The 25,552-nt window shown below is 72.7% G+C and carries 30 protein-coding genes; 15 read left to right on the top strand and 15 right to left on the bottom strand.

The genetic code is table 11. From position 1 onward, the window contains the following. Positions 1–90 precede the first annotated feature (90 nt). A complete protein-coding gene (locus ACWEN0_RS38810; RefSeq protein ID WP_451985001.1) occupies positions 91–1,239 on the bottom strand; it encodes an MFS transporter in 1,149 nt (382 codons plus the stop codon). A gap of 30 nt (positions 1,240–1,269) precedes the next feature. Here ACWEN0_RS38810 and ACWEN0_RS38805 point away from each other — a divergent pair, with 30 nt between their 5' ends. Further along, positions 1,270–2,289, top strand: a complete 1,020-nt coding sequence (locus ACWEN0_RS38805) for a LacI family DNA-binding transcriptional regulator (protein ID WP_451984999.1) — start codon at positions 1,270–1,272, stop codon at positions 2,287–2,289. Here ACWEN0_RS38805 and ACWEN0_RS38800 read toward each other — a convergent pair. Then, positions 2,279–3,172: an NADP-dependent oxidoreductase gene (locus tag ACWEN0_RS38800; RefSeq protein ID WP_451984997.1), complete on the bottom strand. Its 894-nt coding sequence runs from the start codon at positions 3,170–3,172 to the stop codon at positions 2,279–2,281. The two genes, ACWEN0_RS38805 and ACWEN0_RS38800, sit on opposite strands and share 11 nt — an antisense overlap. A gap of 78 nt (positions 3,173–3,250) precedes the next feature. Here ACWEN0_RS38800 and ACWEN0_RS38795 point away from each other — a divergent pair, with 78 nt between their 5' ends. Then, the gene (locus tag ACWEN0_RS38795) at positions 3,251–3,817 is read left to right on the top strand and encodes a TetR/AcrR family transcriptional regulator (RefSeq protein ID WP_451984995.1); all 567 of its coding nucleotides are present in this window, start codon (positions 3,251–3,253) and stop codon (positions 3,815–3,817) included. Here the strand turns inward: ACWEN0_RS38795 and ACWEN0_RS38790 are convergent. Continuing rightward, complete coding sequence (locus ACWEN0_RS38790) at positions 3,779–4,981, bottom strand: extracellular catalytic domain type 1 short-chain-length polyhydroxyalkanoate depolymerase (RefSeq protein ID WP_451984993.1); 1,203 nt, start codon at positions 4,979–4,981, stop codon at positions 3,779–3,781. The two genes, ACWEN0_RS38795 and ACWEN0_RS38790, sit on opposite strands and share 39 nt — an antisense overlap. Positions 4,982–5,172: 191 nt before the next feature. On the opposite strand from ACWEN0_RS38790, the gene ACWEN0_RS38785 reads away from it, so the two are divergent. The 3 genes from ACWEN0_RS38785 to ACWEN0_RS38775 all read left to right on the top strand — a co-directional run bounded on the left by ACWEN0_RS38785 (position 5,173) and on the right by ACWEN0_RS38775 (position 7,928). After that, entirely contained in the window at positions 5,173–6,501 is a 1,329-nt protein-coding gene (locus tag ACWEN0_RS38785) for a tannase/feruloyl esterase family alpha/beta hydrolase (protein WP_451985011.1), read from the top strand. Between the two features lie 371 nt (positions 6,502–6,872). Further along, a complete protein-coding gene (locus ACWEN0_RS38780; protein ID WP_451984991.1) occupies positions 6,873–7,274 on the top strand; it encodes a hypothetical protein in 402 nt (133 codons plus the stop codon). A gap of 69 nt (positions 7,275–7,343) precedes the next feature. Continuing rightward, the gene (locus tag ACWEN0_RS38775) at positions 7,344–7,928 is read left to right on the top strand and encodes a dihydrofolate reductase family protein (RefSeq protein WP_451984989.1); all 585 of its coding nucleotides are present in this window, start codon (positions 7,344–7,346) and stop codon (positions 7,926–7,928) included. Here the strand turns inward: ACWEN0_RS38775 and ACWEN0_RS38770 are convergent. From ACWEN0_RS38770 to ACWEN0_RS38760, 3 genes are read right to left on the bottom strand one after another with little or no spacing between them, the layout of a single operon-like run. Then, positions 7,903–8,898 carry a hypothetical protein gene (locus ACWEN0_RS38770; RefSeq protein ID WP_451984987.1) on the bottom strand — a complete coding sequence of 332 codons (996 nt, stop codon included), beginning with the start codon at positions 8,896–8,898 and terminating at the stop codon, positions 7,903–7,905. The two genes, ACWEN0_RS38775 and ACWEN0_RS38770, sit on opposite strands and share 26 nt — an antisense overlap. Continuing rightward, a complete protein-coding gene (locus ACWEN0_RS38765; RefSeq protein WP_451984985.1) occupies positions 8,895–10,133 on the bottom strand; it encodes an MFS transporter in 1,239 nt (412 codons plus the stop codon). The genes ACWEN0_RS38770 and ACWEN0_RS38765 overlap by 4 nt, the downstream gene beginning before the upstream one ends. Before the next feature lie 5 nt (positions 10,134–10,138). After that, positions 10,139–11,011, bottom strand: coding sequence for an alkaline phosphatase family protein (locus ACWEN0_RS38760; protein ID WP_451984983.1), 873 nt, complete (start codon positions 11,009–11,011; stop codon positions 10,139–10,141). A 236-nt stretch (positions 11,012–11,247) separates the two neighbouring features. Here ACWEN0_RS38760 and ACWEN0_RS38755 point away from each other — a divergent pair, with 236 nt between their 5' ends. The 5 genes from ACWEN0_RS38755 to ACWEN0_RS38735 are packed head-to-tail and all read left to right on the top strand — an operon-like array spanning position 11,248 to position 14,582. Next, positions 11,248–11,499 (top strand): hypothetical protein, encoded by a 252-nt coding sequence (locus ACWEN0_RS38755; RefSeq protein WP_451984981.1) that lies wholly within the window; start codon positions 11,248–11,250, stop codon positions 11,497–11,499. Further along, positions 11,496–12,701, top strand: a complete 1,206-nt coding sequence (locus ACWEN0_RS38750; protein ID WP_451984979.1) for an FAD:protein FMN transferase — start codon at positions 11,496–11,498, stop codon at positions 12,699–12,701. The genes ACWEN0_RS38755 and ACWEN0_RS38750 overlap by 4 nt, the downstream gene beginning before the upstream one ends. Beyond that, positions 12,698–13,267, top strand: a complete 570-nt coding sequence (locus ACWEN0_RS38745; protein ID WP_451984977.1) for a ferric reductase-like transmembrane domain-containing protein — start codon at positions 12,698–12,700, stop codon at positions 13,265–13,267. The genes ACWEN0_RS38750 and ACWEN0_RS38745 overlap by 4 nt, the downstream gene beginning before the upstream one ends. Further along, positions 13,264–14,391, top strand: a complete 1,128-nt coding sequence (locus tag ACWEN0_RS38740; RefSeq protein ID WP_451984975.1) for an NADH-ubiquinone oxidoreductase-F iron-sulfur binding region domain-containing protein — start codon at positions 13,264–13,266, stop codon at positions 14,389–14,391. The genes ACWEN0_RS38745 and ACWEN0_RS38740 overlap by 4 nt, the downstream gene beginning before the upstream one ends. Positions 14,392–14,399: 8 nt before the next feature. Then, complete coding sequence (locus ACWEN0_RS38735; RefSeq protein WP_451984973.1) at positions 14,400–14,582, top strand: ferredoxin; 183 nt, start codon at positions 14,400–14,402, stop codon at positions 14,580–14,582. 3 nt (positions 14,583–14,585) lie between these two features. Here the strand turns inward: ACWEN0_RS38735 and ACWEN0_RS38730 are convergent, their stop codons facing one another. Continuing rightward, positions 14,586–15,431: a hypothetical protein gene (locus ACWEN0_RS38730; protein ID WP_451984971.1), complete on the bottom strand. Its 846-nt coding sequence runs from the start codon at positions 15,429–15,431 to the stop codon at positions 14,586–14,588. 100 nt (positions 15,432–15,531) lie between these two features. Here ACWEN0_RS38730 and ACWEN0_RS38725 point away from each other — a divergent pair, with 100 nt between their 5' ends. Further along, the gene (locus ACWEN0_RS38725; protein WP_451984969.1) at positions 15,532–15,675 is read left to right on the top strand and encodes a hypothetical protein; all 144 of its coding nucleotides are present in this window, start codon (positions 15,532–15,534) and stop codon (positions 15,673–15,675) included. Further along, a complete protein-coding gene (locus tag ACWEN0_RS38720; protein WP_451984967.1) occupies positions 15,672–16,202 on the top strand; it encodes a hypothetical protein in 531 nt (176 codons plus the stop codon). The genes ACWEN0_RS38725 and ACWEN0_RS38720 overlap by 4 nt, the downstream gene beginning before the upstream one ends. A 230-nt stretch (positions 16,203–16,432) precedes the next feature. Here ACWEN0_RS38720 and ACWEN0_RS38715 read toward each other — a convergent pair whose 3' ends face one another. After that, positions 16,433–17,620 (bottom strand): glycosyltransferase, encoded by a 1,188-nt coding sequence (locus ACWEN0_RS38715; protein WP_451984965.1) that lies wholly within the window; start codon positions 17,618–17,620, stop codon positions 16,433–16,435. A gap of 105 nt (positions 17,621–17,725) precedes the next feature. Then, entirely contained in the window at positions 17,726–19,201 is a 1,476-nt protein-coding gene (locus tag ACWEN0_RS38710; RefSeq protein WP_451984963.1) for an aldehyde dehydrogenase, read from the bottom strand. 88 nt (positions 19,202–19,289) lie between these two features. On the opposite strand from ACWEN0_RS38710, the gene ACWEN0_RS38705 reads away from it, so the two are divergent. Beyond that, positions 19,290–19,613, top strand: coding sequence for an STAS domain-containing protein (locus tag ACWEN0_RS38705; protein ID WP_451984961.1), 324 nt, complete (start codon positions 19,290–19,292; stop codon positions 19,611–19,613). Here ACWEN0_RS38705 and ACWEN0_RS38700 read toward each other — a convergent pair. The 6 genes from ACWEN0_RS38700 to ACWEN0_RS38675 form a co-directional block, all read right to left on the bottom strand. Then, the gene (locus ACWEN0_RS38700) at positions 19,610–19,918 is read right to left on the bottom strand and encodes a protease inhibitor I42 family protein (RefSeq protein ID WP_451984959.1); all 309 of its coding nucleotides are present in this window, start codon (positions 19,916–19,918) and stop codon (positions 19,610–19,612) included. The genes ACWEN0_RS38705 and ACWEN0_RS38700 overlap by 4 nt on opposite strands. Further along, positions 19,915–20,331, bottom strand: coding sequence for a hypothetical protein (locus ACWEN0_RS38695; RefSeq protein ID WP_451984957.1), 417 nt, complete (start codon positions 20,329–20,331; stop codon positions 19,915–19,917). Before ACWEN0_RS38695 ends, ACWEN0_RS38700 begins: the two co-directional genes overlap by 4 nt. Before the next feature lie 10 nt (positions 20,332–20,341). Then, positions 20,342–21,472: a C1 family peptidase gene (locus ACWEN0_RS38690; protein ID WP_451984955.1), complete on the bottom strand. Its 1,131-nt coding sequence runs from the start codon at positions 21,470–21,472 to the stop codon at positions 20,342–20,344. Positions 21,473–21,606: 134 nt separating this feature from the next. Then, positions 21,607–21,918 (bottom strand): hypothetical protein, encoded by a 312-nt coding sequence (locus tag ACWEN0_RS38685; protein ID WP_451984953.1) that lies wholly within the window; start codon positions 21,916–21,918, stop codon positions 21,607–21,609. A 194-nt stretch (positions 21,919–22,112) separates the two neighbouring features. After that, the gene (locus ACWEN0_RS38680) at positions 22,113–23,441 is read right to left on the bottom strand and encodes a protein kinase domain-containing protein (protein WP_451984951.1); all 1,329 of its coding nucleotides are present in this window, start codon (positions 23,439–23,441) and stop codon (positions 22,113–22,115) included. A gap of 80 nt (positions 23,442–23,521) precedes the next feature. Then, positions 23,522–24,481, bottom strand: coding sequence for an SDR family NAD(P)-dependent oxidoreductase (locus ACWEN0_RS38675; protein ID WP_451984949.1), 960 nt, complete (start codon positions 24,479–24,481; stop codon positions 23,522–23,524). Positions 24,482–24,585: 104 nt separating this feature from the next. On the opposite strand from ACWEN0_RS38675, the gene ACWEN0_RS38670 reads away from it, so the two are divergent. Both ACWEN0_RS38670 and ACWEN0_RS38665 read left to right on the top strand, forming a co-directional pair. Continuing rightward, positions 24,586–25,125: a DUF6069 family protein gene (locus ACWEN0_RS38670; protein WP_451984947.1), complete on the top strand. Its 540-nt coding sequence runs from the start codon at positions 24,586–24,588 to the stop codon at positions 25,123–25,125. Next, complete coding sequence (locus ACWEN0_RS38665; RefSeq protein WP_451984945.1) at positions 25,122–25,544, top strand: nitroreductase/quinone reductase family protein; 423 nt, start codon at positions 25,122–25,124, stop codon at positions 25,542–25,544. The genes ACWEN0_RS38670 and ACWEN0_RS38665 overlap by 4 nt, the downstream gene beginning before the upstream one ends. Positions 25,545–25,552 lie beyond the last annotated feature (8 nt).

Genomic DNA, 25,552 nt, shown 5'->3' with positions numbered 1-25,552 from the left:
TCACCGCCCACGCCTTCTCCGTCAACTCACCGCGACCAACCACCGGGCACAACTACCAGAGGTCCAGCTCAACCGCTTACAGGACACGCCCTAGGCCGGTGAATCGAACGCCCGCGACCGGCGCACGACGATCGCCGACGTGACGCCGCCCGCCGCCGCGATGACGGCCGCGAGAGGGAGCATCCCGTGGTCCAGCCCGAGCCCGCCGAGCGCCGCGCCGAGGGCGATGCCGATCTGGAACGCCACGATGTAGACCGCCGACGCGAGGTCCGGTCGGCCCTTCGCGACGCGCAGGACCGCCGCCTGCAGCACCACGCCGATCCCGGCCGCCGGACCGGCCCACAGCACGATCGCCGCGCCCGGCACCGCGACTCCGGGGCCGGCCAGCAGCAGCAGCATGCAGACGGCGAGGCCACCGGTGGTGAACAACGCCGTCGCGCGCGGGTGCCGGTCGACGTGCCTGCCGATCAGGATCAGGCCGATCAGGCCCGCCGTGCCGTGGGCGAAGAGCAGGCTCGACGTCGCCGGGCCGGTCAGGTGGACGTAGTGCGCGATGAGCGCCGTGATGTAGGTGAACGCGGCGAAGTGCCCGGTCACCACGAGCAACGTCGTCAGGTTGACCGGGAACAGCGCGCGGTCGGCGACGGCCGGCCGCCCGGGCTCCGGTGCTTCGGCGGGCATCGGGCCGACCGTGAGCCGGATGACCAGCCCGGTCAGCGCGGCGACCCCGGCCACGGCGAGGACCGCGGTCCGCCAGCCGAAGGTCGCGCCGAGCCACGAGCTGGCCGAGAGCCCGAAGAGGAAGGCCAGGGAGTTCCCGGCGAACACCACGGCCGTCGCCCGGCCACCCTGTCCGGGTCCGAGCAGCCGGCCGGCCATCGACGCGACGACCGACCAGAACACGCCGTGGCCCGCGGCCGCCACCAGCCGGGCGGCGACGGCGACGCCGTAGTTCGGCGCGACCGCGAGGACCAGGTTGGACACCACGACCATGCCGAGGGTGACCAGGGCGGTCGTCCGGCGGTCCCAGCGGCCGGTCAACGCGACCAGCGGCACCACCGAGACCGCGACGACCAGCGCGTACCCGGTCATCAGGAGGCCGACGGCGGGTTCCGGGACACCCAGCCCGGCCGAGAGCTGCGGCAGCAGGCCGACGGGCAGGTTTTCCGAGGTCACGGACACGAAACAGGCGGCGCTCAAGGCGCCGAGCGCGAGCCGGGTCCGGGGTGCGACGAGCATTGTTTAACGATACACAGCTAAGGTGTGCCCATGTCCGGTGCCGGTCGCGTCACGATGGCGGACGTCGCGCGCCGCTGCGGCGTCTCGGCGATGACGGTGTCGTACTGCTACAACCAGCCCGACCGGGTCGCGCCCGAGACGCTGCGGCGCGTCCGCGAGGTGGCCGCCGAGCTCGGTTACCGCGGGCCGGACCCGACCGCGCGGTCGCTGCGCCGGCGGCACAACGGCGCGATCGGCGTCGTGCTCGGCGAACACCTCGCCTACGCCTTCGAAGACCCGCAGGCCCGCCGGTTCCTCGCCGGCGTGGCGGAGGTCTGCCGCGAACGCGGGAGCGGGCTGAACCTCATCCCGACCACCGGCGCGGAGGATGACGTCGAGCGCGTGCGGTCGGCGTCGGTCGACGGCTACATCGTCTGGACGACCGTCGACGCCGACCCGGTGCTCGACGTCGTGCGCGGGCTCGGGAAACCGGTCGCGATCCACGGCGGCCCGGCCGTCGGCGGCGCCCGGGTGGTCACCATCGACAACCGCGCGTCCGCGCGTGAGCTGGCCGCGCGCACGTTCGCCGGCGCGCGCCGGCCGGCCGTGCTCAGCTTCCCCTTCGACCGCGACCGCCGGCCGCGGCTGGAAACCGGGCCCGCGCCGGAAACCGTGGCGTTCCCCGTCACTCGGGAGCGGCTGCTCGGCATCTACGACCACCTCGGCGACCCAGGCGGGATCCCGGTGGCCGTGGTGTCCCGCAACGACCGCGACGAAGCCGGCAAGACGGTCGAAGAGCTGCTCGACACCGAGCCCGACGCCGTGGTCGCCATGAGCGACCAGCTCGCCTTCGCAGTCCTCGACGCCGCCCGGCGCCGTGGCCTGCGCGTGCCCGAAGACCTCGCGGTGGCCGGGTGGGACGACGACCCGGACGCCGCGCGCACCGGCCTGACCACGATCGCGCAGTCACTCTTCGACCAAGGCCGCGAGTGCGCCCTGATCGCGCTCGGCGAGCGGGGCTCCACGCGCCCGGCCGAGTGGACCGCGGCGGTCCGGGCGACTACCCGCTGACCCGCACGACGACCTTGCCCCGCCGCGGCCCGCGTCCGGCGGCGGCGTGCGCGGCGGCCGCGTCCGTGAACACCGCCTCGACCGGCACGCGGAACCGGCCCGCCTCGAACAACGCGGCCGCGGCGGCGAGGCCGTGCCGCCCGTCCGGCTCGCCGCCCAGCGCGCCGGTCGAGACGCGGACGCCGTGCGAGGGACCGCCGAAGTCGGCGAGCGTGACGACCTTCGACGGCGTCCCGGTCAGCTCGACCAGCTCCGGCAGCGAGCCTTGGCCCGCGACGTCGAGAGCCGCGTCGACCCGGCCCGGTACCCGTGCGGGCAAGCCGGGGCCGTACGAAACCGGTGTGGCGCCCAGGCTTTCGACGAAATCCGGGTCTCCGGCCGTCCCGAACACGCGGGCGCCGCGCGCGAGCGCGAGGCCCACCGCGAGGCTGCCGACCCCGCCGGACGCGCCGTCGATCAGCAGCGTCATGCCGTCGCGGACGGCGAGCAGGTCCAAGGCCCGGGTGGCCGTCTCGATGCCGGAGGCCGCCGCGCCGGCCTGCTCCCACGGCATCGACGGCGGTTTCGCCGCCCAGAAGGCGAGGACGGCGAACTCGGCCGTCGCGCCGCCGAGCCGGGCGACGTCGACCGCGCCGAAGACCTCGTCACCCACCGCGACCCCGGGCCCGGCCTCGTCCACCACGCCCGCCGCGTCGACGCCGGGGATGTGCGGCAGGGCGATCGGCGCCCGCGACTTCCCGGCCCGGATGGCGAGGTCGACCGGCGAGACCCCGGCCGCCCGGACGCGGATCCGCACCTCGCCGGGCCCGGCGTGCGGCTCCGGGAGCTCGCCGGTGGACAGGACGCCGGGCGGGCCGAACCGCTCGAACCGGACTGCGAACACACTCACTCCTCGACGTCCGACCGCTGATCACGCCTACGGTAGGCGTCAGCACCGGTGACGAGCGGGGAAGTGAGAGCCGTGCGGGACGAAGTGACTCGGAAACGCCGGGTGGACGCCGAGCACAACCGCCGGCACCTCGTCGCGGTGGCGCACACGGCCTTCGCGCGGCACGGCCCCGACCTGCCGGTGCGCGAGATCGCGCGGCGGGCCGGGCTCGCGCCCGCGACGGTCCACCGGCACTTCCCGTCCCGCGCCGACCTGCTCGCCGCCGTGGTCGCCGGCCAGGTGGACCGGTGCGAGCACCAGCTGCGGGCCGCGCTCGCCGACCCGGACAGCCGCCGCGCGCTGACCCGGACGTTCCACCGCTTCGGCGAGTGGCGGCTCGAGGAGCCCGGGCTGCTCGACGTCCTGACCGGACCGGAGCTCGCCGACCGGCGCCGCGGGCACGCCGAAGCGTTCACGCGGCTGGTCGAACGGGCCCGGGCCGAGGGCGTCCTGCGCCCCGGGGTGTCGGCCGGCGACGTCCGGCTCGCGCTGCGGGCGACGACGTCCGCGCCCACGAGCGCGGCGGCGCGGCGGCTGACCGCGGTGCTGCTGACGGGCCTGCTAGCACTTCCCGTCGGCGATGACCCAGTACCCCGGTGACGTCTCCTGCAGGGCGTGCGTGGTGAACGTGTTCCACAGCCCCATCGCCTGGTTGGAACCGTTCGCGTACACCTGCCCGCCGCTCTGGTGGGCCCGGCCCGCCTGGGTGTGGGCGTAGTTGCTCGCGTTCACGCACGTGCCCGACGGCTGGGTGGTGGTCGTGGCCGTCGTCGGCGGCGCGGTGGTCGTCGTCGTACCGCCGGTTCCCTTGTCCAGCCCCCAGAACACGCCCGTGTAGTAGCTGGAGCAGATGCCCGCGAGGAAGTACGCGCCGGTGCTGCCGCACTGCGCCGCGCCGGTGCCCGGGTCGACCGCGGTGCCGTGGCCCATGCCGGCGATCGAATACAGCTGGACCTTGTCGGCGTAGTTCGTCAGCGTCGTGCTGCCCGGCAGGGACTGGGTGCTCGTCGGAGTCTGGGAGACGCCGTGCACCGCCGTCCACTGGTCGCGCAGCTCGGTGCCGTTGACCGGGTAGACGGTGTAGTCCGCGGTGCCCTGCCAGATCGCGACGCGCGGCCACGGCCCGCTGTAGCCGGGGTAGCCGGCTTTCGCCTTCGACGCCCACTGCGCGGGCGTCAGGTTCTGGTCGTTCATCTGGCAGCCCGACGCCTCGGTGACGCTCGTGGCGCACTGCGCGGGGATGCCGGCGTCGATGCCGCCGCCCGCGAAGACGTCCGGGTACGCGGCGAGCAGGTCCGCGGTCATGGCGGCCCCGGCCGAAAGCCCGGTGACGTAGACGCGTGAGCGGTCCGAGCCGTGGTCGGCGACCGCCTTGTCCACCATGGACTTGATCGACGCGGCCTCGCCGCTGCCGCGGGTGTCGTCGGCGGTGGAGAACCAGTTGAAGCACTTCAGCGAGTTGTTCGCGGTGGACTGCTGCGGGTACACGACCTCGAAGCGCCACTTGTCGGCCAGCTCGGCCCAGCCGGCGTGGGCGTAGTAGTCGCTCGCGGCCTGCGTGCAGCCGTGCAGGGCGACGACCAGCGGGCGGCCGCTCTCGAGCCCGGACGGCGTGTAGGTGTACATCGCCAGCGCGCCCGGGTTGGCCCCGAAGTCGGCGACCTGGACGAGCGACGACGGCGGCGGATCGGCGGAAGCCACCCCGACGGTGGTGAGCACGGCTGCGGTGACCGCGGCGAGTCCGGCCAGGGCGAGTTTGCGCATGGTGAGTTCCTTCTCGTCGTTGAGAGGGTCCCCGGTGACGCTAGATCGTCCCGGTGGTGCGGACCATGTGGACGGCCACCACATCGCCGCGGGGATTCATGGTGACCGGCGGGATGGCTCGCGGGTGGGGCACGCGCTTGGGTTGGCCTTCCATCCGAGACTGGAGGTGAACCGTGCGCAGATGGCTGGTCCTGGTTCTGGCGGGGGCGCTCGCGGCGGGCCTGCCCGCGTCGGCGTCGGCTTCGGCCGGGCGCTGCCGGGTGGACGTGCCCGGCGCCCAGAAGGCCGTGTCCGCGTGCCTCGACGACCTGACGACGACCGGGACGCTCGCGTCCGGGCACACCGTGCAGGCCGACTGGGCCGGCCTGACGTCGGCGGGGCTGCCGACGTTCGCCGCGGTGCCCGGCGTGCAGGTCGACGGGTACTTCCCCGACACGTCCACGACGAACGCGAACAACGGCTGGAACCACGACGCGCAGTTCGTGCTGCGCCTGCCGGACCACTGGAACGGCGGCCTGGTCGTGTCCGGCTCGCCCGGGACGCGGCGGCAGTACGCGAACGACCGCGCGATCGGCGACCAGGCGCTGGCCGAGGGCTACGCCTTCGCCGCGACCGACAAGGGCAACACCGGTGCCGCCTTCTACGCGGACGGTGTCCGGCCGGGCGACGCGCTGGCCGAGTGGAACACACGCGTCACGCAGCTGACGGTCGCCGCCCGCGGCGTGGTGGCGCGGCACTACGGGCGCCCGCCCGCGCGGACGCTGGCCGCCGGGCTGTCCAACGGCGGGTACCTCGTGCGCTGGCAGCTGGAGAACCGGCCGTGGCTCTACGACGGGGGCGTCGACTGGGAGGGGACCCTGTGGCGCGCCGGCGGACCGAACCTGTTCACGTTCCTGCCGCCGGCCCTGCGGAACTACCCGGCCTACGCGGCCGGTTCGGCGGCGGCGCACCAGTCCATTTTGGACGCCGGGTTCGCGCCGGGGTCGGAGTTCCTGTGGGACTACCACTACCGCGTCTACTGGGACCTCACGCAGCGGATCTACCGCGAGGCGGTGGACCCGTCGTTCGACGGCTCGCTGGCGGCGGGAATCCCGTTCTGCGCTTCGGGAACGCCCTCCTGTGACGCCGACTACGACTACGCGTCGCGGCCGTCGTCGGTGGCGCGGGCGGTGGAGCGGATCTCGCTGACCGGCCGGATCGGCAAGCCGCTGCTGACCCTGCACGGCACGCTCGACACCCTGCTGCCGATCACGCGCGACTCCGACGTCTACGACCGGATGATCACCTCGGCCGGCCGCGGGAACCTGCACCGCTACTACCGGATCGAGGACGGCAACCACGTCGACGGCCTGGTCGACCAGTACCCGGACCGGCTCCGGCCGCTGGCCCCGTGCTTCCGGACGGCGTTCGACGCGCTGGCCGGCTGGCTGCGCGGCGTCCGCCCGCCGACGTCGGGAACGATCGCGCGTCCGGCGGGCGCCACCCCGGCCGACCTGGCCCGCAGCTGCTCCCTCGGCTGAGTCGCGGTGCGTGAAGGCACACCTCGTGGGACTCACGAGGTGTGCCGACCGGAATGCGTATTCCGCGAGTTCGCGCCGGGCCGGCACCGGGAACGTGCGAAACAAAAGTGAACCGGATCCCGGCGGCGTCCGTACTACTGGGTGAGGGGCTCGTTCCGGCTACCCGAAAACCGGTCGTGACCTGCAGTTTCACCGCCCGGACGGGGCACCCCGTTCGGCCGCTTGCGGGAGCGTTGCCCCTCGTTCATGATGGGCTTCCGGGGTCCGCGAAACATTCGTTCACGTCGAATATCCAGGTGTCGGCCATGCTTCGGAAGAACCGCAAGTCCGGAAGTGAACGCCATGCTGCCAACCGTCTCCGGGGCCTCCTGATGGCCGCGGACCTGCCCGGATTCGCCATCGTCGCCGGCCTGCTGCTGCCCGCGCTCGCGGCGGCCGCCTGGGCGATCGCGCTCGAACGCCGCCCGCGCCGGGTCCCGGTCGACCCGGATCCGGAGCCGGACTGGACGGTGGCCGGCATCCAGGCCCGCCTCCGCTTCGAACAGGCCGCGGTCCGCCTGGCCGAAGCGGGCACGATCGCGTTGCCGACCCTGCCGATCCCGGAGCAGATCGGCCGCGACGCCTCTCCGGACCGGCTGCCGTGGCGGGTCCCGCGCGCGATCCCGCCGCCCCGGCCGCCGTCGGGCCGGGTCCCGGTGCCGCGGTTGGCGTTCGCGCCCCCGGACAGCGACCTCATGCGGCGCATCCTCGAGGGCCTGCGCAACCTCGACTGACCCCGCTGTCGATCCGCGGCTCCGCCGTTCGTACCGGAGGTGACCCACCCCGAACGGAAGGACACCCGGATGCGCTCGATCACCGTCACCATGAACGTCACCCTCGACGGCGTCGTGCAGGGCCTCGGCCGGCCCGACGAAGACACCCGCGGCGGCTTCGCCCACGGCGGGTGGGGCACCGGCTACCAGGACGAGGTCCTGGCCCGGGAGATGGCCAAGGGCATGAGCCGCCCCGGCGACATGCTCTTCGGGCGGCGGACCTGGGAAGACTTCATCGGCGCCTGGGCCGGGCGCGAAGACGGCAACCCGTTCACCACGCACATGAACGCCGTCACCAAGTACGTCGCCTCGACCACCCTCGACGACGCCGGCGCCTGGCAGAACTCGGTCCTCCTGCGCGGCGACGCCGAGAAGACGGTCGCCGAACTGAAGGAGCAGCCCGGCCGCGACCTGTCCGTCATCGGCAGCGCCTCGCTCGGGCACGCACTGCACGCCGCCGGCCTCGTCGACCGCTACACGCTGCTGGTCCACCCGCTGACGCTCGGTTCCGGGACGCGCCTGTTCGACGGACCGGCGCCGCGCACCGAGTTCACGCTCACCAGCAGCGTCACGACCACGAAGGGCGTCATCATCGCCCAGTACGAGCGTCGCTGAGCGCCGCCGGGGACTCCGCTTCCGGGATCAGCAGCCGGGGCGCGCCCGAGCCGTCGGCGGGGACCGACCAGACGTCCGAGTGGCCCGGCCCGCGGGGCACGCCGTAGCCGACGGTGTGGTCGTCGAGCCACGCGGGCTGGTCGTCCACGCTGCGGGTCTCGGCCAGCGGCGTCACCCTCGAGGTCGTCAAGTCCACAACGGACAGCCGCCAGCCCTTGCCCGGGTCACCGTCCACGGCGGACTTGAACGCCACGCGGGTTTCGTCCGGTGCCAGCGAAGGGCATTCGACGTTCTCGCGCAGCGTGCGGATCGTGTGCGCGGCGAAGTCGCCCGCGACGAGGTAGCGGTGGCCCGCCGTCGACATCGTCGCGTAGAAGTGGCGGTCGTCGCGGGTGAACGTGACACCCCAGAAGTTGAGGTCCGCCGCCTGGTAGGGCCGGCCGTCGACGGTCACGGCGTAGTCCTCCAGGGTCCCGGCGAGGTCGCCGGTCACGGTGTCGAGGATGCCGGCGCGGGTGGAGAACATGCCGCCGTTGTAGGAGTCGCCGGTGACGAACACCGTCCACGCGAGCATCCGGCCGCTCGCCGACACCCGCGCCCGGTTCGGCAGCCCGACCAGCGGGATCTCCCGCTTCGACGCGAGCTGCGCGTCGAGCACCACCAGCTGGTAGGTGGTGAGATCGCCGTCCTGGCGCAGGCAGATCCCGGTGCCGCCGGCGGCGTACACCCGCACGCACGACAGCGGGGACACCGTCCGCGGCCCGCCGGGATCGGCGGCGGACACGCTGGTGACGTGCCCGCGGTCGGCGTCGGCGGTGCTGCGGAAGAGCAGCCGCGGGCCGGGGGAGAGGCTCACCGCACCGGTTGCCGCGACGTCGTGGTTGCGCGCGCTCGCGAACCCGACATACGCGACCGCCGCTCCGGCCAGCACGAGCACGCCGGCGACGGCGATCAGGATCCGGGTCTTCACGCGGCCTTCCTCGGGGAGAGCACGGCGAACGTCACGGCGATCGCCACCACGGCCCCGCCCGCGGCGACACCGATCGCGAGCTCGGGACCCCAGAACTGCCAGGCCAGTCCGAACAGGACGGACGAGGCGAAGTAGGCGAGCGCCTGCACGGTCTGCACCAGCGAAAGTCCCGTGGTGCGCAGGGATTCCGGCAGCAGCGGGCCGGCCAGGGCCATCAGCACGCCGTCGGTCGCCGCGTAGAACGCGCCGTACAACGCCAGCGCCAGGACGAACAGCGGCCAGCCCGAGACCGGCCCGGCCAGCAGCAGGTAGACGAGCGCCAGCGCGCCGTAGCCGCCGAGCACCACCGGCAGCCGGCCGACCCGGTCGGCCAGCGCGCCCAGCGGCGCGGCGAGCAGCAGGTAGCTCAGGTTGGTGCCGACGGCCAGCAGCGGGAACCAGCCGGTCGCGACGTCCTCCTTGTGCTGCAGCAGCAGGTACACGAACCCGTCGCCGACCGTGGCCAGGCCGAGCACGCAGGCCGCCACCAGGAGCCGTCGCACGCCGCTGCCCCGCAGCAACGCCACGGCCGCGCGCGGGGAGACGGGGTCCGCGGGTTTCGGCGTCCGCCGGTCGCGGACGAACAGCACCAGCAGCAGCACGCCGATCGCGGCGATGCAGAAGCTGACGACGAACACCGCGTCGAACGCCTCGGGGTTCGCGGCCCCGACCGCGGCCAGCACCGCGAGCGCCACCAGCGGCCCCGCGAACGCGCCGACGCTGTCCATCGCGCGGTGGACGCCGAAGGCCCGGCCGAGCAGCGGTTCGGGGGCCGACAGCGTGATCAGCGCGTCCCGCGGTGCGGTCCGCAGGCCCTTGCCGGTGCGGTCGAGGGTGATGACGGCGCCGATCGCGGCCGCGGACGAGCCGGCCGCGAGCAGGCCGAGCTTCATCACCGCCGACAGCGCGTAGCCCGCGCCGGCCACGACCTTGCGGCGCCGGACCCGGTCGGCGACGTACCCGCCGACGATCCGCAGGAGCGCCGTCGCGCCGGTGTAGAGGCCGTCGACCAGGCCGTACGCGGCGGGGCCGAGGTGCAGCCCGAGCACCAGGTACACCGGCAGGACCGCGGTGACCATCTCCGAAGAGACGTCGGTGACCAGGCTGACCGCGCCGAGCGCGAAGACGTTCGCGCCGATCGCCGAGAGCTTGCCGTTGCCGGTGTGCTCTCGGCGACCGATGGTGGAGAGGTACACGCGGGTTACTGCCAGACGTCGAGGATCGGCGACTTGCTCGCGGCGCCGCCGATGCCCGGCAGGCCGTAGGACGCCTCGATCGTGCGCAGCACGGTGTAGTGGTTGATCGACTCGCTGTAGCTGCCGGTCTTGACGTGCGCGCCGGTGAAGCTGGTGAAGATCTGGTTGACCGAGGTGCCGCTGTCCTCGTCGAAGGTGACGATCAGCAGGCTGTTGTGCGTCTTCGCCCACTGGGCGTAGGCGTCGAGGTTGTTCTTGAGCCAGGTGTCGCCGGTGCCGATCGAGCAGTCGTGCATGTCGTTGCACATGTTCGGCGTGACGAAGGAGACCGTCGGCAGCTGGCTGTAGTCGGCGGGGAAGTTCGTGTAGCGGAGGTTGCTCGCCGCGGGGACGTTGGAGAAGTCCACCCAGCTGTTGTGCTTGCGCATGTAGTTGCCGCTGGAGCAGCCGGTGTAGCCGTCGGAGGGCATCGACTCGGAGTAGCCCTTGAACGTCTTGCCCGCGTCGATGAGCTGCTGGCCGAGGTTGGCCTTCGCGCCGAGGTCGGCCGGGCAGCTGTCGCTGGTCACGCCCTGCGTCGCGCCCGAGAACAGGGCGACGTAGTTGGGCTGGCTCGGGTGGGTGATGGCGAAGGAGTTCGTGAACTTCGCGCTCTGCGAGGCGAGGGTGTTGAAGTAGGGGGCGCTGGAGCTGCCGTTGATCGACGAGTACTTCTTGTTCTCGAACATCACGAGGACGACGTGGTCGAACGCCGGCACGGTCGACGCGGTCGGCCGGACCGCCGGTTCGGCCGTTCCGGTGACGACGGCCGCGGTGACCGCACCGGCTGTGACCAGGGTGGCGGCGGCGAAGGCGGCGAAGATCCGCTTGCGGATCATGGAGTCCTCCAACGGTGGCGGGTGAGGGCGCCTCATGATGCCCAGTCCCCCGGGCCGGCCGGTGCTGTGCCGTGGTCCGGTTCGTGAACATCAGGGAACCTCCGGCGAACAACGGAAAGAGTGGGTGAATCGCTTTCGGGTGTCAACCTCCTTTGGTAGGTGTCCATAGTGGACAGTCAGGGACTTGACAGGTCGCTCCCAGCTCGTTCAAAGGATCCGCGCCGAGACTCGGTCCCATGGACCCCCACACGACAGACGGCCCGGCCCGCCGCGAGCACGGCCGCCGCAAGGCCGCACTGGTCACGGTGACCGCGGCGGTGCTCGGCGCGGCCGCCGCCGGCGCGATCGGCTTCGGCCTGTCGGCGGCCTCCGCCGACACGTCGACCACCCAGACCACCAATACCGGTTCCCAGGACCAGCTCCAGTCGTCCGACAGCGGCCTGGGCAGCGGATCCGGCCAGGCCCACACGGGCACGGGTGCGTCGTGACGACCGCGGCGAGGGCGTTCCCGGCCCTGGGCACGACGGCCGAGGTGCTGGTCACGGACCCACCGAAGCTGGACGCGGCGGTCGCGCTCCTGCACGAGGAGCTGGCGGCGATCGACCTGGCGTGCAGCCGCTTCCGCACGGACTCGGAGATCTCCCGCCTGCACGAGACGGCCGGGCGCCAGGTCCGGGTCGGACCGCTGCTGGCGGAGGCATTGGGAGCGGCCTTGCGGGCGGCCCGCCTGACGGACGGGTTGGTCGATCCGACGGTCGGTGCGGCCGTGCGGGCGCTGGGGTACGACCGGGATTTCGCGTTGCTGGAGGGTTCCGGCAGCTCGGCCCGGCAGACGGGCGATGCGGCTCCGCTCGCCGGCGCGGCCGAGTTCGGAGGCTCGCGCGGCCCCGAGGTGGCTGGTTCCGGCGCTGTCGCTGCGTGCGGGGATCCGGGCGGCCCTGGTGCGGGTCGACTCGGCGCCCCTGCGGCGGCTGGATCTGGCGGCCTCGGCGGCCCTGCGGCGGCTGGATCCGGCGGCCCTGCGGCGGCTGAAACCGGCGGCCTCGGCGGTGAGATTGCTCGTGATCGAGCCACGCCTGGCGGCCCGGCTGCCGGACCCGAGCCGCGGCCCCTCACCCCCGCGCCCGGCTGGCATCGGGTGCTCTTCGATCCCGGGCAACGGCTCGTCGTCCTGCCGCGGGGGGTCCACCTCGATCTCGGGGCCACCGCGAAAGCCCTCGCCGCCGATCGGGCTGCGCGGCGGATCCACGCCGTGCTCGGGTGCGGTGTTCTCGTCAACCTCGGCGGCGATCTCCGCGCCGCGGGGGCCGGGCCCGCGGGCGGCTGGCAGGTCGCCCTCGGCGATGACCATGCCGATGCGCTCGCGCGGCCGGACGCCACTGTTGCGCTGCGGCGGGGTGGTGCGCTCGCCAGTTCCGGCATCGCCCGCCGGCGCTGGCGCCGTGGCGAGCGGACCGTGCACCACATCGTCGACCCGCGGACCGGTGATGTGCCGGAACCGCGCTGGCGCACGGTGACCGTCGCCGCCAGGTCCACTGTGGACGCCAATACCGCCAGCACCGCGGCCGTCGTGCTCGGGATGGCTGCGACGGGCTGGCTCGCGGAACGGCGGCTGCCCGCGCGGCTCGTCGGGGTCGGCGGCGACGTCGTCACGACGCCCGGCTGGCCGGCGGAACGGGACGCCGCATGAGCTCCGCCGTCTGGTACTTCAGCCGCGCGACCGGGCTCGTCTCGCTCGTGCTCTTCACCGGCGTCGTCGTCCTCGGCGCGCTCGGCGCCGGGCGGTTCGCGACGCGGGAGTGGCCGCGGTTCACCGTCGCCGCCGTGCACCGGAACCTCGCGCTGACCAGCCTCGCGTTCCTCGCCGCGCACATCGCGTCGGCCGTCCTCGACGGCTACGTCCCGCTCGGCTGGCTCGACGTGATCATCCCGTTCGGGGCGGACTACCAGCCGTTCTGGGTCGGTCTCGGCGCCGTCGCGATCGATCTGCTGCTGGCGATCGTAGTCACCAGCCTGGTCCGCACGCGCATCCCGGCGCGGGCCTGGCGCGCCGTGCACTGGCTCGCCTACCTGTGCTGGCCGGTCGCGCTCGTGCACGGCTTCGGCATGGCCGAGAACGACGCCGCGTACGGCTGGATCGTCGCCCTCGACGTGCTGTGCGTGCTGGCCGCGCTCGGCGCCGTCGCCTACCGGGTCACCGCCCGCGACGCCGACACCGAAACCCGCAAGCTCTCGCCGCTCGGAGGCTCCCGATGACCATCCTGCCGCCCCGCCGGCTCGACCTGGCCGGCCACCGGCGCGCCCACGGCGTCCTGCCGTGGGTCGCCTACCACGGCGAAGACGGCCGCGACCGGCTGATCGAAGCCGTCGCCGCGGCGGACCTGCGCGGCCGCGGCGGGGCCGGCTTCCCGACCGCGGTGAAGCTGCGCGGTGCCCGGGCGCGCCGCTCGATCGTCGTCGCCAACGGCTGCGAGGGCGACCCGCTCAGCCACAAGGACGCCGCGTTGCTGACGCTCTCCCCGCACCTGGTGCTCGACGGCCTGCAACTCGCCGCGCACGCCATCGGGGCCGGGGAGGCGGTGCTGTGCGTGCACGCGGGCAGCCCGGTGCTGCCTGGTGTCCGCGCGGCTCTCGCCGAACGCGACGACCCCGTGCCGGTCCGGGTCGAGGAGGTCCCGCGCCGGTACGTCGCCAGTGAGGAGACCGCGCTCGTCCACTACCTGACGTCCGGGGACGCGCGACCGCTCGGCAAGTCGCCGCGGCCCGCCGAGCGCGGGGTGCGCGGCCGCCCGACGCTCGTGGACAACGTCGACACGCTGGCGCAGCTGGCGTTGGTGGTCCTGCTCGGCCCGCACCACTACCGCGCGGCACGCACGGACCTCGTCACGGTGACCGGCGCGGTCGCCCGCCCGGGGGTCGTCGAGGCGACGCGCGGGGCGTCGCTCGCGGACCTGCTGGCCGCTGCGGGCGGCGAGACCGAGCCGGTGCAGGCAGTGCTCGTCGGCGGGTACGGCGGGACCTGGACGGCCGACCTGAGGCTCGGGGTCTCGGGGATTCCGGCGGTGTACGCGCTGCCGGCCCGCGCGTGCGGGCTGGCGTACACGGCGAAGGTCCTGGCGTTCCTCGCGGCCGAGTCGGCCCGGCAGTGCGGGCCGTGCATGTTCGGCCTTCCGGCGGTCGCGGAAGACTTCGCGTCCCTGGTCGGCGGCGCTTGTCCGCCGCGCCTGGCCGAGCGGCTCCCGCTGCTCGCCGGCCGTGGCGCGTGCGCCCACCCGGACGGCGCGGCCCGCCTCGCGGCGAGCGCGTTGCGGGTGTTCGGCGCCGACGTCGAGGCGCACGCGGCCGGCGGCCGGTGCCGGGTGCTGGAGCGTGTCGCGTGAAGCTGTCGGTGGATCGGATCGGATGCCGCGCGCACGGGTTGTGCGCCGACCTGCTGCCCGAGGCCGTGCGGCTCGACGAGTGGGGTTATCCGGTGGTGGCTGCGGGGCCGGTGCCGCCGGAGCTGGTGACCGAAGCGCGCCGGGCGGCGGCCGCTTGCCCGGCGCTGGCGCTGCGGCTGCGGAAGGACTGAGCGTCAGACGGCGGTGGCGAGGCAGGCGGCCGGATGGGGCTGCTCGCACGCCATGGCCCACGCGTACAGCTTCTTGCAGCGGTCGTCGACCAGGCGGTCGAGGTAGCCGTCCGGGTTCTTGGTCCCGCCGGCGGCCGCGGTTTCGAGCTCGCTGAGCTGTACCGTCTTCTTGCCCTGCATGAAGTCCGTGTAGTCGAGCCGCTTGAGGGCTGGGACGACCGCGCCGATCAGCCTGCCGACGCAGCCCCGGAGGCGGGGGTCTTCGTCGCCGAGCCAGATCCCGTGGAGGCGGACCGCGACGGCCCGCAGCGCGTCTTCGCAGCTGGAGTGCGCGAGCGTCAGCTGGACGAGGGCGTCGATCAGCAACAGCTTGGTCTTGGGGCCGAAGTCGTGGTTCCAGCCGCCGTCGATGGTGCTCGGCCAGTGCAGCGACTGGCAGGAGTTCAGCCGGTGCGCGTTGCGGCACAGCAGTTCGGCGGCGACCAGCTGCGCGTTGCCGGTGGAGGTCAGCGCGGCGTCGATGACGAGAACCGCCGTTTCGTCGGCGACCCGCGAATCGTCCGAGTCCGACCAGAGGTTGACCAGGAGGGCGACCGCGAGCTCGGCGTGGTCGAGCCGGGTGAGGGCGAGCAGCCCGGACGCGATCGCGGCGGGGTGGGCGGGGACGTTTTCCTTGGCGGTGAACAGTTCTCCCGCGCGCATGGCCGCGTCGAGCTTCAGCCGGGCCAGCTCTTCGAGGTGTTCCTGGTGCAGCCGGCGGTCCGCCTGCCGCGTGGTGAGCCGGCCGATCCAGATGCCGGCGAGGGAGACCACGGCCGTCGCCAAGCCGCCGACCAGCGCGGGGTTCATGGTGACCACCTCCTTGCTGCCGGGTGAGTCGCCGTTGCGGGCTGCCGTGTGACAACGCGCAGGTAAAACGGGTCGTGGGGGAGCCGTTAACCTGCGGCGTATGGACCTTCTCGACGGGCTCCCCGGCTACCGCGGACCCGACGCCGCGGCGAGCGAGGTTTTCCTGGCGGGCGGCAGTTCGCCGCGGGTGCGGGATGACGTCGAGACGATCGTGCCGCTTCGCTGCGCGGCGGTGTCCGCTTGAGGGCGCGGCGTGACCCCGCGGCGGTCGCCGATCCGGACAACTGGGCGGGCGGTTTCTACGAACTGTCCTTGGAAGCCGACGAGCCGGCCCTGGCCGCGGTGTGGCGCGCGACCGGCGCGCGCGGGGCCACGGAGGAGTTCGGTCACCTTCGCGGCACCGTCCAGCCGCCGTTCGGCGGCCCGGCGGTGTGCGGCGGCTTCGTCACGGGCCTCGACGACGGCTCGACGCTGACGACGTTCTACCTCCCGTTGGGTGCGCTCGCCCGTCTCGACCGCCGGGTCGGTGGTTTCCCGTTCGGCCCGTCGGGCGGGCCGGGATCGCTGGCGTGGCGCACGGAACTGGACACGTGGCTGGCCGGGGTGGCGGAGGAGGTGTTCGTCGAGGCCGGGTTCAGCCTGGGCGTGATCGGCTTCGAACTGGACCCGGTGCTGTCGGCCGAACTGGGCGGCGTGGTGCCGGAGGAGCGCTGGGAAGGGTACTTGCTGCCCGCCGACGGCCGCCTGACGTACTGGCCGGCGAACCGCTAAGCGCCTCCGGCGGTGACGGGCCGGCTGTCGGCAGCAGCGCGGCGGACGCGTTGCGGCAGCGCGATCCGTGTGTCGGGAGCCGAGGAGTGGGGCCGCCGTTGGTCCAGTGGCGGACTCGATGAAATGAACGACGCTCGCTGCGTGGGGAATCGGCGCAAACGAGCACAACGCAAGGCAAGTAAACGAAGCGCCGATCTCCCACGCCACGGCGAAGCCGCATCAGTAAAACTCTAGGCGGACAAAGGAACGGTAGCGAGAAGCTGACGAGCAGCAACACTGGCACCATCAAACCGAACAACCCGAGCAAACTCACGCGCCCGAGCAGCAACAGAAGGCCGCAGGGCACCATCAAGAGCGGCAGTCAACGAAGAAGCAGTAGGCTCGGCAGCAGCACCGAGACCAAGCGAAGAAACCCGCTCCCCAAAGTAAAACTGATCGTACATCTGAGGAACGACAACCTGAGTAGCACCAGCCCGCGCAGCACAGGTAGTCGTCCCAGCACCCCCGTGATGGACGACAGCAGCCACCCGCTTGAACAAGGCCTGCTGGTTCACCTCGCCGACACCAAGGCAATCGGAAGCGTCCACAGCGACAAGATCAGCCCACCCCCGGGCAATGATGGCCCGACGCCCGTGGGCCCGAGCAGCCTCGAGCGCCGCGGTGGCGACCTCGGCAGGCGCGCGCATGCTGCCGAACCCGAAGTACACCGGCGGCTCACCGGCGTCGAGGAACTTCAGCAGTTCGACGGGCAGAGGACGTTCGTCAGGCCAGATCCAGGCACCCGTCTGGACGACCTGGGAGTCGTCCGGCCACGGCGCCAAAGCCGGGTCGGCCGCGAGCCACGGCCGGTCCGTGAAGACGTGGCCCGGCAGGTCGTCGACCGCTGCCTGACCCGCCGCCTGGCGGTGTTCGTTGACGCGCCCGCCGAACATCGTGTTCCAGCGCTGCGCGTCTTCGTCCCAAAGGGCATGGTTTTCCGCCTTTCCGGGCGACCGCCAGGGCATCGGCGGTGGCGCGTGGCGATCGGACGGCAAGGTGATCGGGCAGAAACTCGCGTAGACATACGCGGCACCCAGGCGCTCGGCGATCGAGCGGGTGGCGAACTGCAGGGCGCCGGCGGCGACCAGGACGTCGCAGCCCTCGGCGGCCACCGCGATCGTCTCGAACTGGGTCGTGACGGTGCCTTCGGCGGCCGCGCGGATCTGTTCGGGTGTCGGCTTGCCGCGGTGCGCCGAAGCGGTTCCGCGCAGCTCGGGACCGATGGGCACCACGTCGAAACCCAGTTCGTCCAGCCAGGACCGGAAGTCCGGCGGCACGCACAGGCGGACGTCCTGCCCGAGTGCTCTCAGCTCCGAGGCCAGCGCCAGCACCGGCTGCACCTCGCCCCGCGAGCCGATCGTGGACAGCAGCACACGCATGAAAGATTCCCCTCCGCAGAAAATGGTGAGCCCGAATGATGGACCCCCGCCGGGGCCTTGCCGCAAGCCCCGGTCTCCGCTATATCTTTGAGTGGGGAGAGGGAATCAGCCCAAGGTGAACGGATCCCGCGTACCGCCGGAGAGTTCGACCCACACCGCCTTGTCGACCAGGTACTCGTCGATCGCGTGGACGCCGTTCTCGCGGCCGAGGCCGGAGTTCTTCACCCCGCCGAACGGCACCGAGGGCGCGACGACGCGGTAGGCGTTGACCCACACCGTCCCGGCCTTGAGCCGCGCCGCGACGCGGTGGGCGCGGTGGACGTCCTTCGTCCACACGGCACCGGCGAGGCCGTACGGCGTGTCATTGGCCAGCTTGATCGCTTCGTCCTCTTCGGTGAACGTCAGCGCGGCCAGCACCGGCCCGAAGACCTCCTCACGCACGACCGTCGACGCGGGCGTCACGCCGGTCAGCACGGTCGGCCGCACGAACAGGCCGCCGAGCGCCGGGTCCGCCGAACCGCCGCAGACGACCGTCGCGCCTTCGGCTTTCGCGGTTTCCAGGTAGTGCAGCACCTTCTCGTACTGCGGCGCGTTCGCGACCGGGCCCATCTCGGTGCCGGGCTCGTTCGGGTCGCCGAGCCGGATCGCCCCGGCGCGCTCGGCGACGAGCCGGACCAGCTCGTCGTGGACGTCGGCGTGCACGATCAGCCGCGATCCGGCCATGCACGTCTGGCCGGTGGCGGCGAACACGCCGGCGATGACGCCGTTGGCGGCCGCGGCGAGGTCCGCGTCGGGGAACACCACCTGCGGTGACTTGCCGCCGAGCTCCAGCGTCACCTTGTTCAGGTTCGCGGCGGCCGCCGTCGCGACCGCTCGGCCGGTGGCGGTCGACCCGGTGAACGCGACCTTGTCGACGCCCGGGTGCCCGGCCAGCGCCGCGCCCGTCTCGCGGGAGAGCCCGGTGACGACGTTGACGACGCCGGGCGGGAACCCCGCTTCGGTGATCAGCTCGGCGAGCCCCAGCGTCGAAACGGGGGAGTGCTCGGACGGCTTCACCACGACCGTGCACCCGGCGGCGAGGGCGGGCGCGAGCTTCCAGGTGAGCAGCAGCAGCGGCGAGTTCCACGGCGTGATGGCGGCGACGACGCCGACCGGCTCGCGGCGGGTGTAGACGAGGTAGTCCGGGTTCGGCGCCGGGATCTGGCGGCCCTCGATCTTGTCGGCCAGGCCCGCGAAGTAGTGGTACCAGCCGCCGAGCCCGGTGAGCTGGCCGATCATCTCGCGGTAGAGCTTGCCGGAGTCGTTGACCTCCAGCCGGGCGAGCCGTTCGGCGTTCGCGGCGATGAGGTCGCCGAGCCGCCGCAGCAGGGCGGCGCGGGCGAAGCCGGTGGTCGCGCCCCATTCGCCGTCGAGGGCCGCGCGGGCCGCCGCGACCGCGTCGTCGACGTCCTCGGGGCCGCCGTCGGGCACCTCCGCCCACGGCTCGCCGGTGTACGGGTTCTGCGACCCGAACGTGCGCCCGGAGCGGGCCTCGACGGCTTTTCCGTTGATCAGCAGGGAGAAGCGGAGCTGCTCGGCCATGGCGTGGCCTCCTCGACGTCCGGCTGTGCTGGGTTTCAGCCCGCACCGGTCCGGGTACTTCAGTGCACCCGGTCGGCAGGAGGTCAGGATGACACTTCGCAGCGTTCTCCTGGAAGACGAGATCATCCTGTCCGTCGACGGTCTCTTCGACGGCGACCTCGCCCCTGACTACCACCGAGCGGTCGAAGTCGCGTTCGCCGCCGGGGTCCGCCGGGTGGTGGTGGACCTGACGATGGTCACGGCGGTGGACGGCGGCGGCGCGGCGGTGCTGGCCGCGACGGCGGCGGGCTGCGTCGCCCGCGACACCCACCTGATCATCGCGATGCCCCGGGGCGTCGAGGCCGAGATCCGGGACCCGGCACAGGTCAAGCTGCTGTTGCGGAGCTTCGAGCCGTGGCAGGACGCGGGTTAGCCGACCCGGACGGTCAAGCGGAACCGGCGCACCTCGCTGTCCGGTGCCCACGCGCGGGCTTCCCGCGCCACCACCGTCGTTTCACCGGGGCGGTCCGCGTGGAGGACGAACCGGTGCTCGCCGGTGCCGCCGGCCCGGCCCGCGGCCGGGTGGAGGGTCTCCTCGACCACCCGCAGCGGCGGCCCCGGCTCGTCCAGCACCCACTGGTAGCCGGTGCTCGCGTTCTCGGGCAACCGCAGCTCCAGCCGCTCGCCGGGCGCGACGGAGGCCGCCGCGCCGTCGGCTTCGAGCGTGAGCACCTTCACCAGAGGTAGATCTCGTGGATCAGGCCGTCGGTGGCCTCGGGGTAGGTGATGGAACCCGCCAGCCGGCCCGACGAAGCAAGGGCCAGCAGGGCTTCGTGCACGCTGTCGCTGTTCGTCGCGAACCGCTTCCAGCCGATGCCGTCGACGTAGGCGTAGCCGTTGCGGTCGGAGTTGTTCGTCCAGAGCGCGAGCACCTTCTTGTTCGACTGCCAGGCCGCGGCGGCCGTGGCCTGGGCGGCGACCTGCGGTGCGCCCGGCGGGCTCAGCACCGGTTCGGCGGCGGCCTCGGTGGTCACGGTCGTCGTGGTCGTGGCATTGAGCTGGTCGAGGGTCAGCGGCTGGGGCGCGTTGTCCGGGCTGGCGGCGGGCGCCACCGCCGCGGGCGAGCTGGACGGGCTCTTCGATGCGGCCATCTCGCGGCTCCTAGAAGACGTAGGTCTCGATGATCGTGCCGTTGTTGTTGAACGCGTTGACCGGACGGCCACCCTGCTTGGCGACGACGAGCTCGGTCAGCATCGCCTTGGCGACGACCTCGTCGTCCGAGGCGAGGTGCAGCCAGCCGAGGTCCTTCAGGTACGCCCAGGTGTTGCGGTCCTGGTCGTTGCTCCACAGGCCGAGCACCGACGTCGAGCCGGTCCACGAGCGCAGGTTCACCGTGCCGATCTGCTCGACCTGCCAGGTCTCGATGCCGCACTCGCCGTACGCGATCCGGAAGAAGCCGCTGTCGCCCCAGCCGGTGCTCCAGCTGTTCTTCGCGATCCAGCAGCCCTGGGAGTCGTCGTAGCCCACGAGCGACACGCAGTGCCCGCCGGCCAGACCGCCGGTGACGTGGCGGTACACGCCGGACCGGTAGGAGAAGAAGTCCTGGTAGACGAGGAAGCACGCGATCAGGGCGCCGCGGGCGGCGAGCTGCTCCTTCATCGCCGCCGGGTTGCCGGTCAGCGCGCCGTAGGACGGCGAGGTCGCGAGCCGGTTCGGCCAGTCGGCGTTCAGCTTGGCACCGGAGCGGTTGCGGGGGCTGTACGGGAAGTAGTCCTCGTAGGTGATGCCGACGTCGTGGCACGCCTTGAGCGCCCGGTCGGGCATCCAGCCGGTGTCGCAGTTCGCGTTGTCGTTCAGGCCGTGGGTGTAGAACAGGTGGGCTTCGGAGAGGTCGAGCTGCAGGCCCGGCTGACCGCGGGTGAACGCGGCGACCGTCTCCATCGTGGCCACCGTGCCGAAGGCGACGCACGAGCCGCAGTCGCCCTGGTCCTTCACCGGCGTGACGTAGTTGGCGCCGCCCGCGGCGCGGCTGTCGAACTGCGCTGGGGCCCCGGCCCCGGCGACGGCGGCGGCGCGGGCGGCCTCGCCGGCGGCGAGGGACTTCGCCTGCGACTCGAGCTCCTGCCGGTCGTTCTCCGGCGGCAGCGGCACGCCGAGGCGGTGCCGCCGCTGGTCTTCTTCGAGAATGGTCATGGAGTTCTCCCCCATGATCCACGGGTGGCCTTGTGCGGCCAGTTCGGTGCGGACCCGGTCGAGTGCGACCGGTGAAGCGGGGGTACCGGGGTCGGCCATGACTGCTCCCCAATCTCGGACGTCTCACACGGCGCTGTGCCCGACCCGTTGTACGCCAGGGCCGGGCGAGGTCACCAGAGGTGTCATCCCTTTGCCGGAGAGCAGTTTTGTGGCGCGTGAAAACGATCTGCGAGTCAAGAGATCTCGACGCCGACGCCGTTTTCGGCAGGCATTTCCGGTGACAGTTCTTCGGCGAAGATCGTGTCGATCTTCCGGGCCGCGGTCCGCAGTTCGAGGGCGCCCGCGACGAGCAGGAGGAGCGCGGCGGCGGGCACGACGAGCAGCACCGGCGGCCAGCCGGCGCCGACCACGGCGAAGGTGGAGATCAACGCGCACAGGAGGAAGAGCGTCCTGACGGCGACGCGCGGCCACACCGGGCGCGGCTTGGCGTGCCGCCCGCGGGGTGTTCCGAAAACCGGCCGCGCGAGGGCAGCGTGGACACTCATCAAGACCTCCGGGAAGTCGTCGAACCGGGGATTCCCGGCACGTGAGTTGTGTCGGCGCCGGGTACGGTTCGGTTACCGCTCGTTATTGCTTCGAGTCCGAATTCGGGAAATCCATTCCGAACGGCTTATGGTCTATTCCGAATCGGTTTCCGGCACTAGGGCCGTTGGGCCCGGATCCGCCGGCCGGAGGGCCCTCACGAGTCGTGGCCGGGACCCTTCCCCTTGCCGTGGTTCCGGGTCCGGTTGGGGTTGGCGGGCTTCGCCGGCGGCTGCGGGGCGGGCCGGCTTTGGTGGGTCACGGCGGCGGGCTCGAGGTCGGCGGTCTCGTTGGCGGCGGGCTGGGACGTGGTGCTGTCCGGCGCGGACGAGGAGGGGGTGGCGGTCGCCACGGGGGAGTTCGGCGCGGGCGGCTGGGCCGGAGTGCTGGTCCCCGGTTCCTGCGCGGCGAGCAGCATCGCGGAAACGGCGGCAACGGCCGCGGCGGTCAGTCCGGCGGCCGCGGTGAACCGGCGGCGGTGGGCTGGATCGCCGGAGCTGGACAGGCCGACCGCGGCGAGAATCCGGCGGCGCGGACCGGCTCGGTGGGGGGCGTGCGCCGCGGTGTCGGTGGGACTGGAGTCGCCGGTGGGGGCGAAGGGGCCGGCGGCCCAGGGCAGGGTCGGGACCGGGGTGTGCAGGAGCTGGCGCACCTCCAGGGCCGTCGGACGGTCGGCCGGCTCACGGCGTGTCATCCGGCGCAGCGTGTGCGCCAACGACGGTGGGAGGCCGTCCGGGATGCGGGGTGCTCTCGTCAGGCGGGCCATGGCCGCCTCGACCATGGTGCCCGGGTACTCGCGGTGGCCCGTCACGCACTCCAGGAGGATCAAACCCAGCGCGTAGACGTCCGCCGACGGGCTCGCCGGCTCGCCGCTGACCTGCTCCGGTGCCAGGTACGCCGCCGTGCCCGGGACCACGCCAGTGCCCGTGATGTGCGTTGTGTCCAGGGCGTGGGCGATGCCGAAGTCGCCGATCAGGGGGCCGGTCGCGGACAGGAACACGTTGGCCGGCTTGAGGTCGCGGTGGACTATCCGGCGCGCGTGGACGTGGGCCAGCGCCTCCGCGAGCCCGCCCGCCAGCTCGATCACCTCGCCCGGCGGCAGCGGCCCGGTGAGCAGCCGCTCCGCCAGGTTCTCGCCCTCGACGAGCTGCATCACCAGGTACGTCCGGCCGTGCTCGGTGCCGCTGTCGAGCAGCGCCACGACGCCCGGGTGGGTGATGCTGCCCTGGATGCTCATCTCGCGCAGCCGTCGGCGCTGGTCGAGCGCCACCGCGTCGCGGTCGTAGATCTTGACCGCGACCTCGCGGTTCAGCCGCAGGTCGTACGCCCGGTAGACGCGGGCCGTGCCGCCGCTGCCCACCAGCCGGCCGACCTCGTAGCGCTCGGCCAGCAGGCCGGGCGGGCGCTCGTCGGCGAGGGGTCGCGGCTCGACGGCGAACTCGCCGAGAGCGAAGCGCGCACACGTGACCTCGTCCGCGTCGCTCATCGGCGCGCTCCCCGTTTTGCCGGCTTCGTCAGCCACGGCCGCGATGTACCCCGATCCAGTGAACGGCAAACCTCAGAAGATCATACTGAGGCGTCCACTCCGGTCAGCTCGGCCGAGAGCGTCCACAGGCGCGCGGCCTGCTCGCGGTCCACGGCGTACCGGCGGACGCCCGAGGCGGCCAGGCCCTCGGCGTCCTCGGGGGACAGCTCGGCGACGTCGCAGTCTTCGAGGTACAGCCCGCCCAGCCCGGCGAGCTGCGGGGACGTCGCGGCCCAGACGGTCGTCGCCGCGCCCTGCTCCGGCGTCTTGAACTCCATGAGCATCGTCCCGGCCTCGTCCATCCAGCCGCGCTCGACCATTTCGGCGCGCGACAGGTGCCGCTGCAGCGGCGTCATGATGCCGCCCGGGTGCAGCGCGAAGGCGTGGACGCCGCGGGAGGCGCCCAGCTCGTCGAGCCGGACGGCGAAGAGCACGTTGGCCGTCTTCGCCTGCCCGTAGGCCACCCACTTGTCGTAGCCGTGCTCGAACTGGACGTCGTCCCAGCGGATCGGCGAGTTGTGGTGGCCGCGCGACGACACGGACACGACGCGCGCGCCGTCGGCGACGGCCGGCCACAGGCGGTTGACCAGCGCGAAGTGGCCGAGGTGGTTGGTGGCGAACTGGGCTTCCCAGCCCGGGCCGACACGGGTCTCCGGGCACGCCATGACGCCGGCGTTGGCGATGAGGAGGTCGATGCGCCGCCCGGAGGCGAGGAAGCGCTCGGCGAAGGCGCGGACGCTTTCGAGGTCGCTCAGGTCCAGCTCGTCGACCTCGACGTTTTCAACGCCTTCGAGGGCCGCTTCGGCCGTCTCGCGGCGGCGGGCCGGGACGACGACGTGCGCGCCGGCGCCGGTGAGCGCGCGGGTGGTCTCGAGGCCGATCCCGGAGTATCCGCCGGTGACGACGGCGAGCCGGCCGGTGAGGTCGATGCCCGCGACGGCTTCGGCCGCCGTGGTGGTGGCGCCGAAACCCGAACCGATCTTGTGCTGTGCGGTGGTCATGCCCCGACGCTACGAGCTGGAGCGCGCTCCAGCGCAAATCGCGAACGAGGCCGAAAGAGGGGACAATCGGGGACGAGAGGCGCAGCCGACCTAGGAAGGCTCTGATGGCCGACTACTACGGGAACCAGCCCCAGGACGTCCGCCCGGGGATCGATGCGGGCCGGCTGTGGGCGGGCGGCGTGGCGACGGCGGTGGTCGCGGCCCTGCTCGCCGTGGTCGGGCTGCTCATCGCCCGGGGCATCTTCGAGGTCGAAGTGCTGGCCCCAAAAGGCGAGGGCGTCTGGGGGAACGCGAGCACCACGACGTACGCACTGGTCGCCGCCGCGGTGGCCCTGCTCGCCACCGGGCTGATGCACCTGCTCAGCGTCGCCACGCCGGCGCCGGCCCAGTTCTTCGGCTGGATCATGGTGCTGGTGACGTTGATCGCGGTGGTGCTGCCGCTGACGTTGACGGTCACCCCGAGCGCGAAGATCGCGACGGCGATCATCAACCTCGTGATCGGCCTTGTGATCGCCACGGTGGTCAACAGCATGGCGGCGAGCGCCCGCACCCTGCACCGGCGCCGCAGCCAGCAGAAACCCCCGCCGCCGACCCGGCAGTGGTCGAACCAGGAGCCCCCGTCGACCCGGTACTACGACCAGTGACCGTGGACGTGCGGGAGACGAACCGCCGGGTGATCGAGCAGTTCCGGGCGGGCGGTGAGGTCGAGGGCATGCACCGGGACCGCCTGGTGCTGCTCACCACGACGGGCCGGCACTCGGGCGAGCCGCGCACGGTCCCGATGATGTTCCACCGCGACGGGGATCGCCTGCTGGTGGTGGCGTCCAACATCGGCGCGCCGCGGCACCCGGACTGGTACCTCAACCTCGCCGACGACCCGCGGGTGACGGTGGAGGTGGACGGCCGCGAGTTCGAGGCGGAGGCCCTGCCGCTGCTGGGCGCGGACTACGTGCGGACGTGGACGGAGCTGGAGAAGCAGTACCCGTTTCTGGCCGACCACGCGGCGAAGGCCCGGCAGGCCAAGCGGGTCATCCCCATCGTCGAGCTGTCCGAAGAGGACTGACCCGCTCG

It is taken from the genome of Amycolatopsis sp. NPDC004378 (assembly GCF_053602455.1).
Note: the sequence above shows the minus strand (reverse complement) of the source record. Positions and strands in the feature narration are given on the sequence as shown.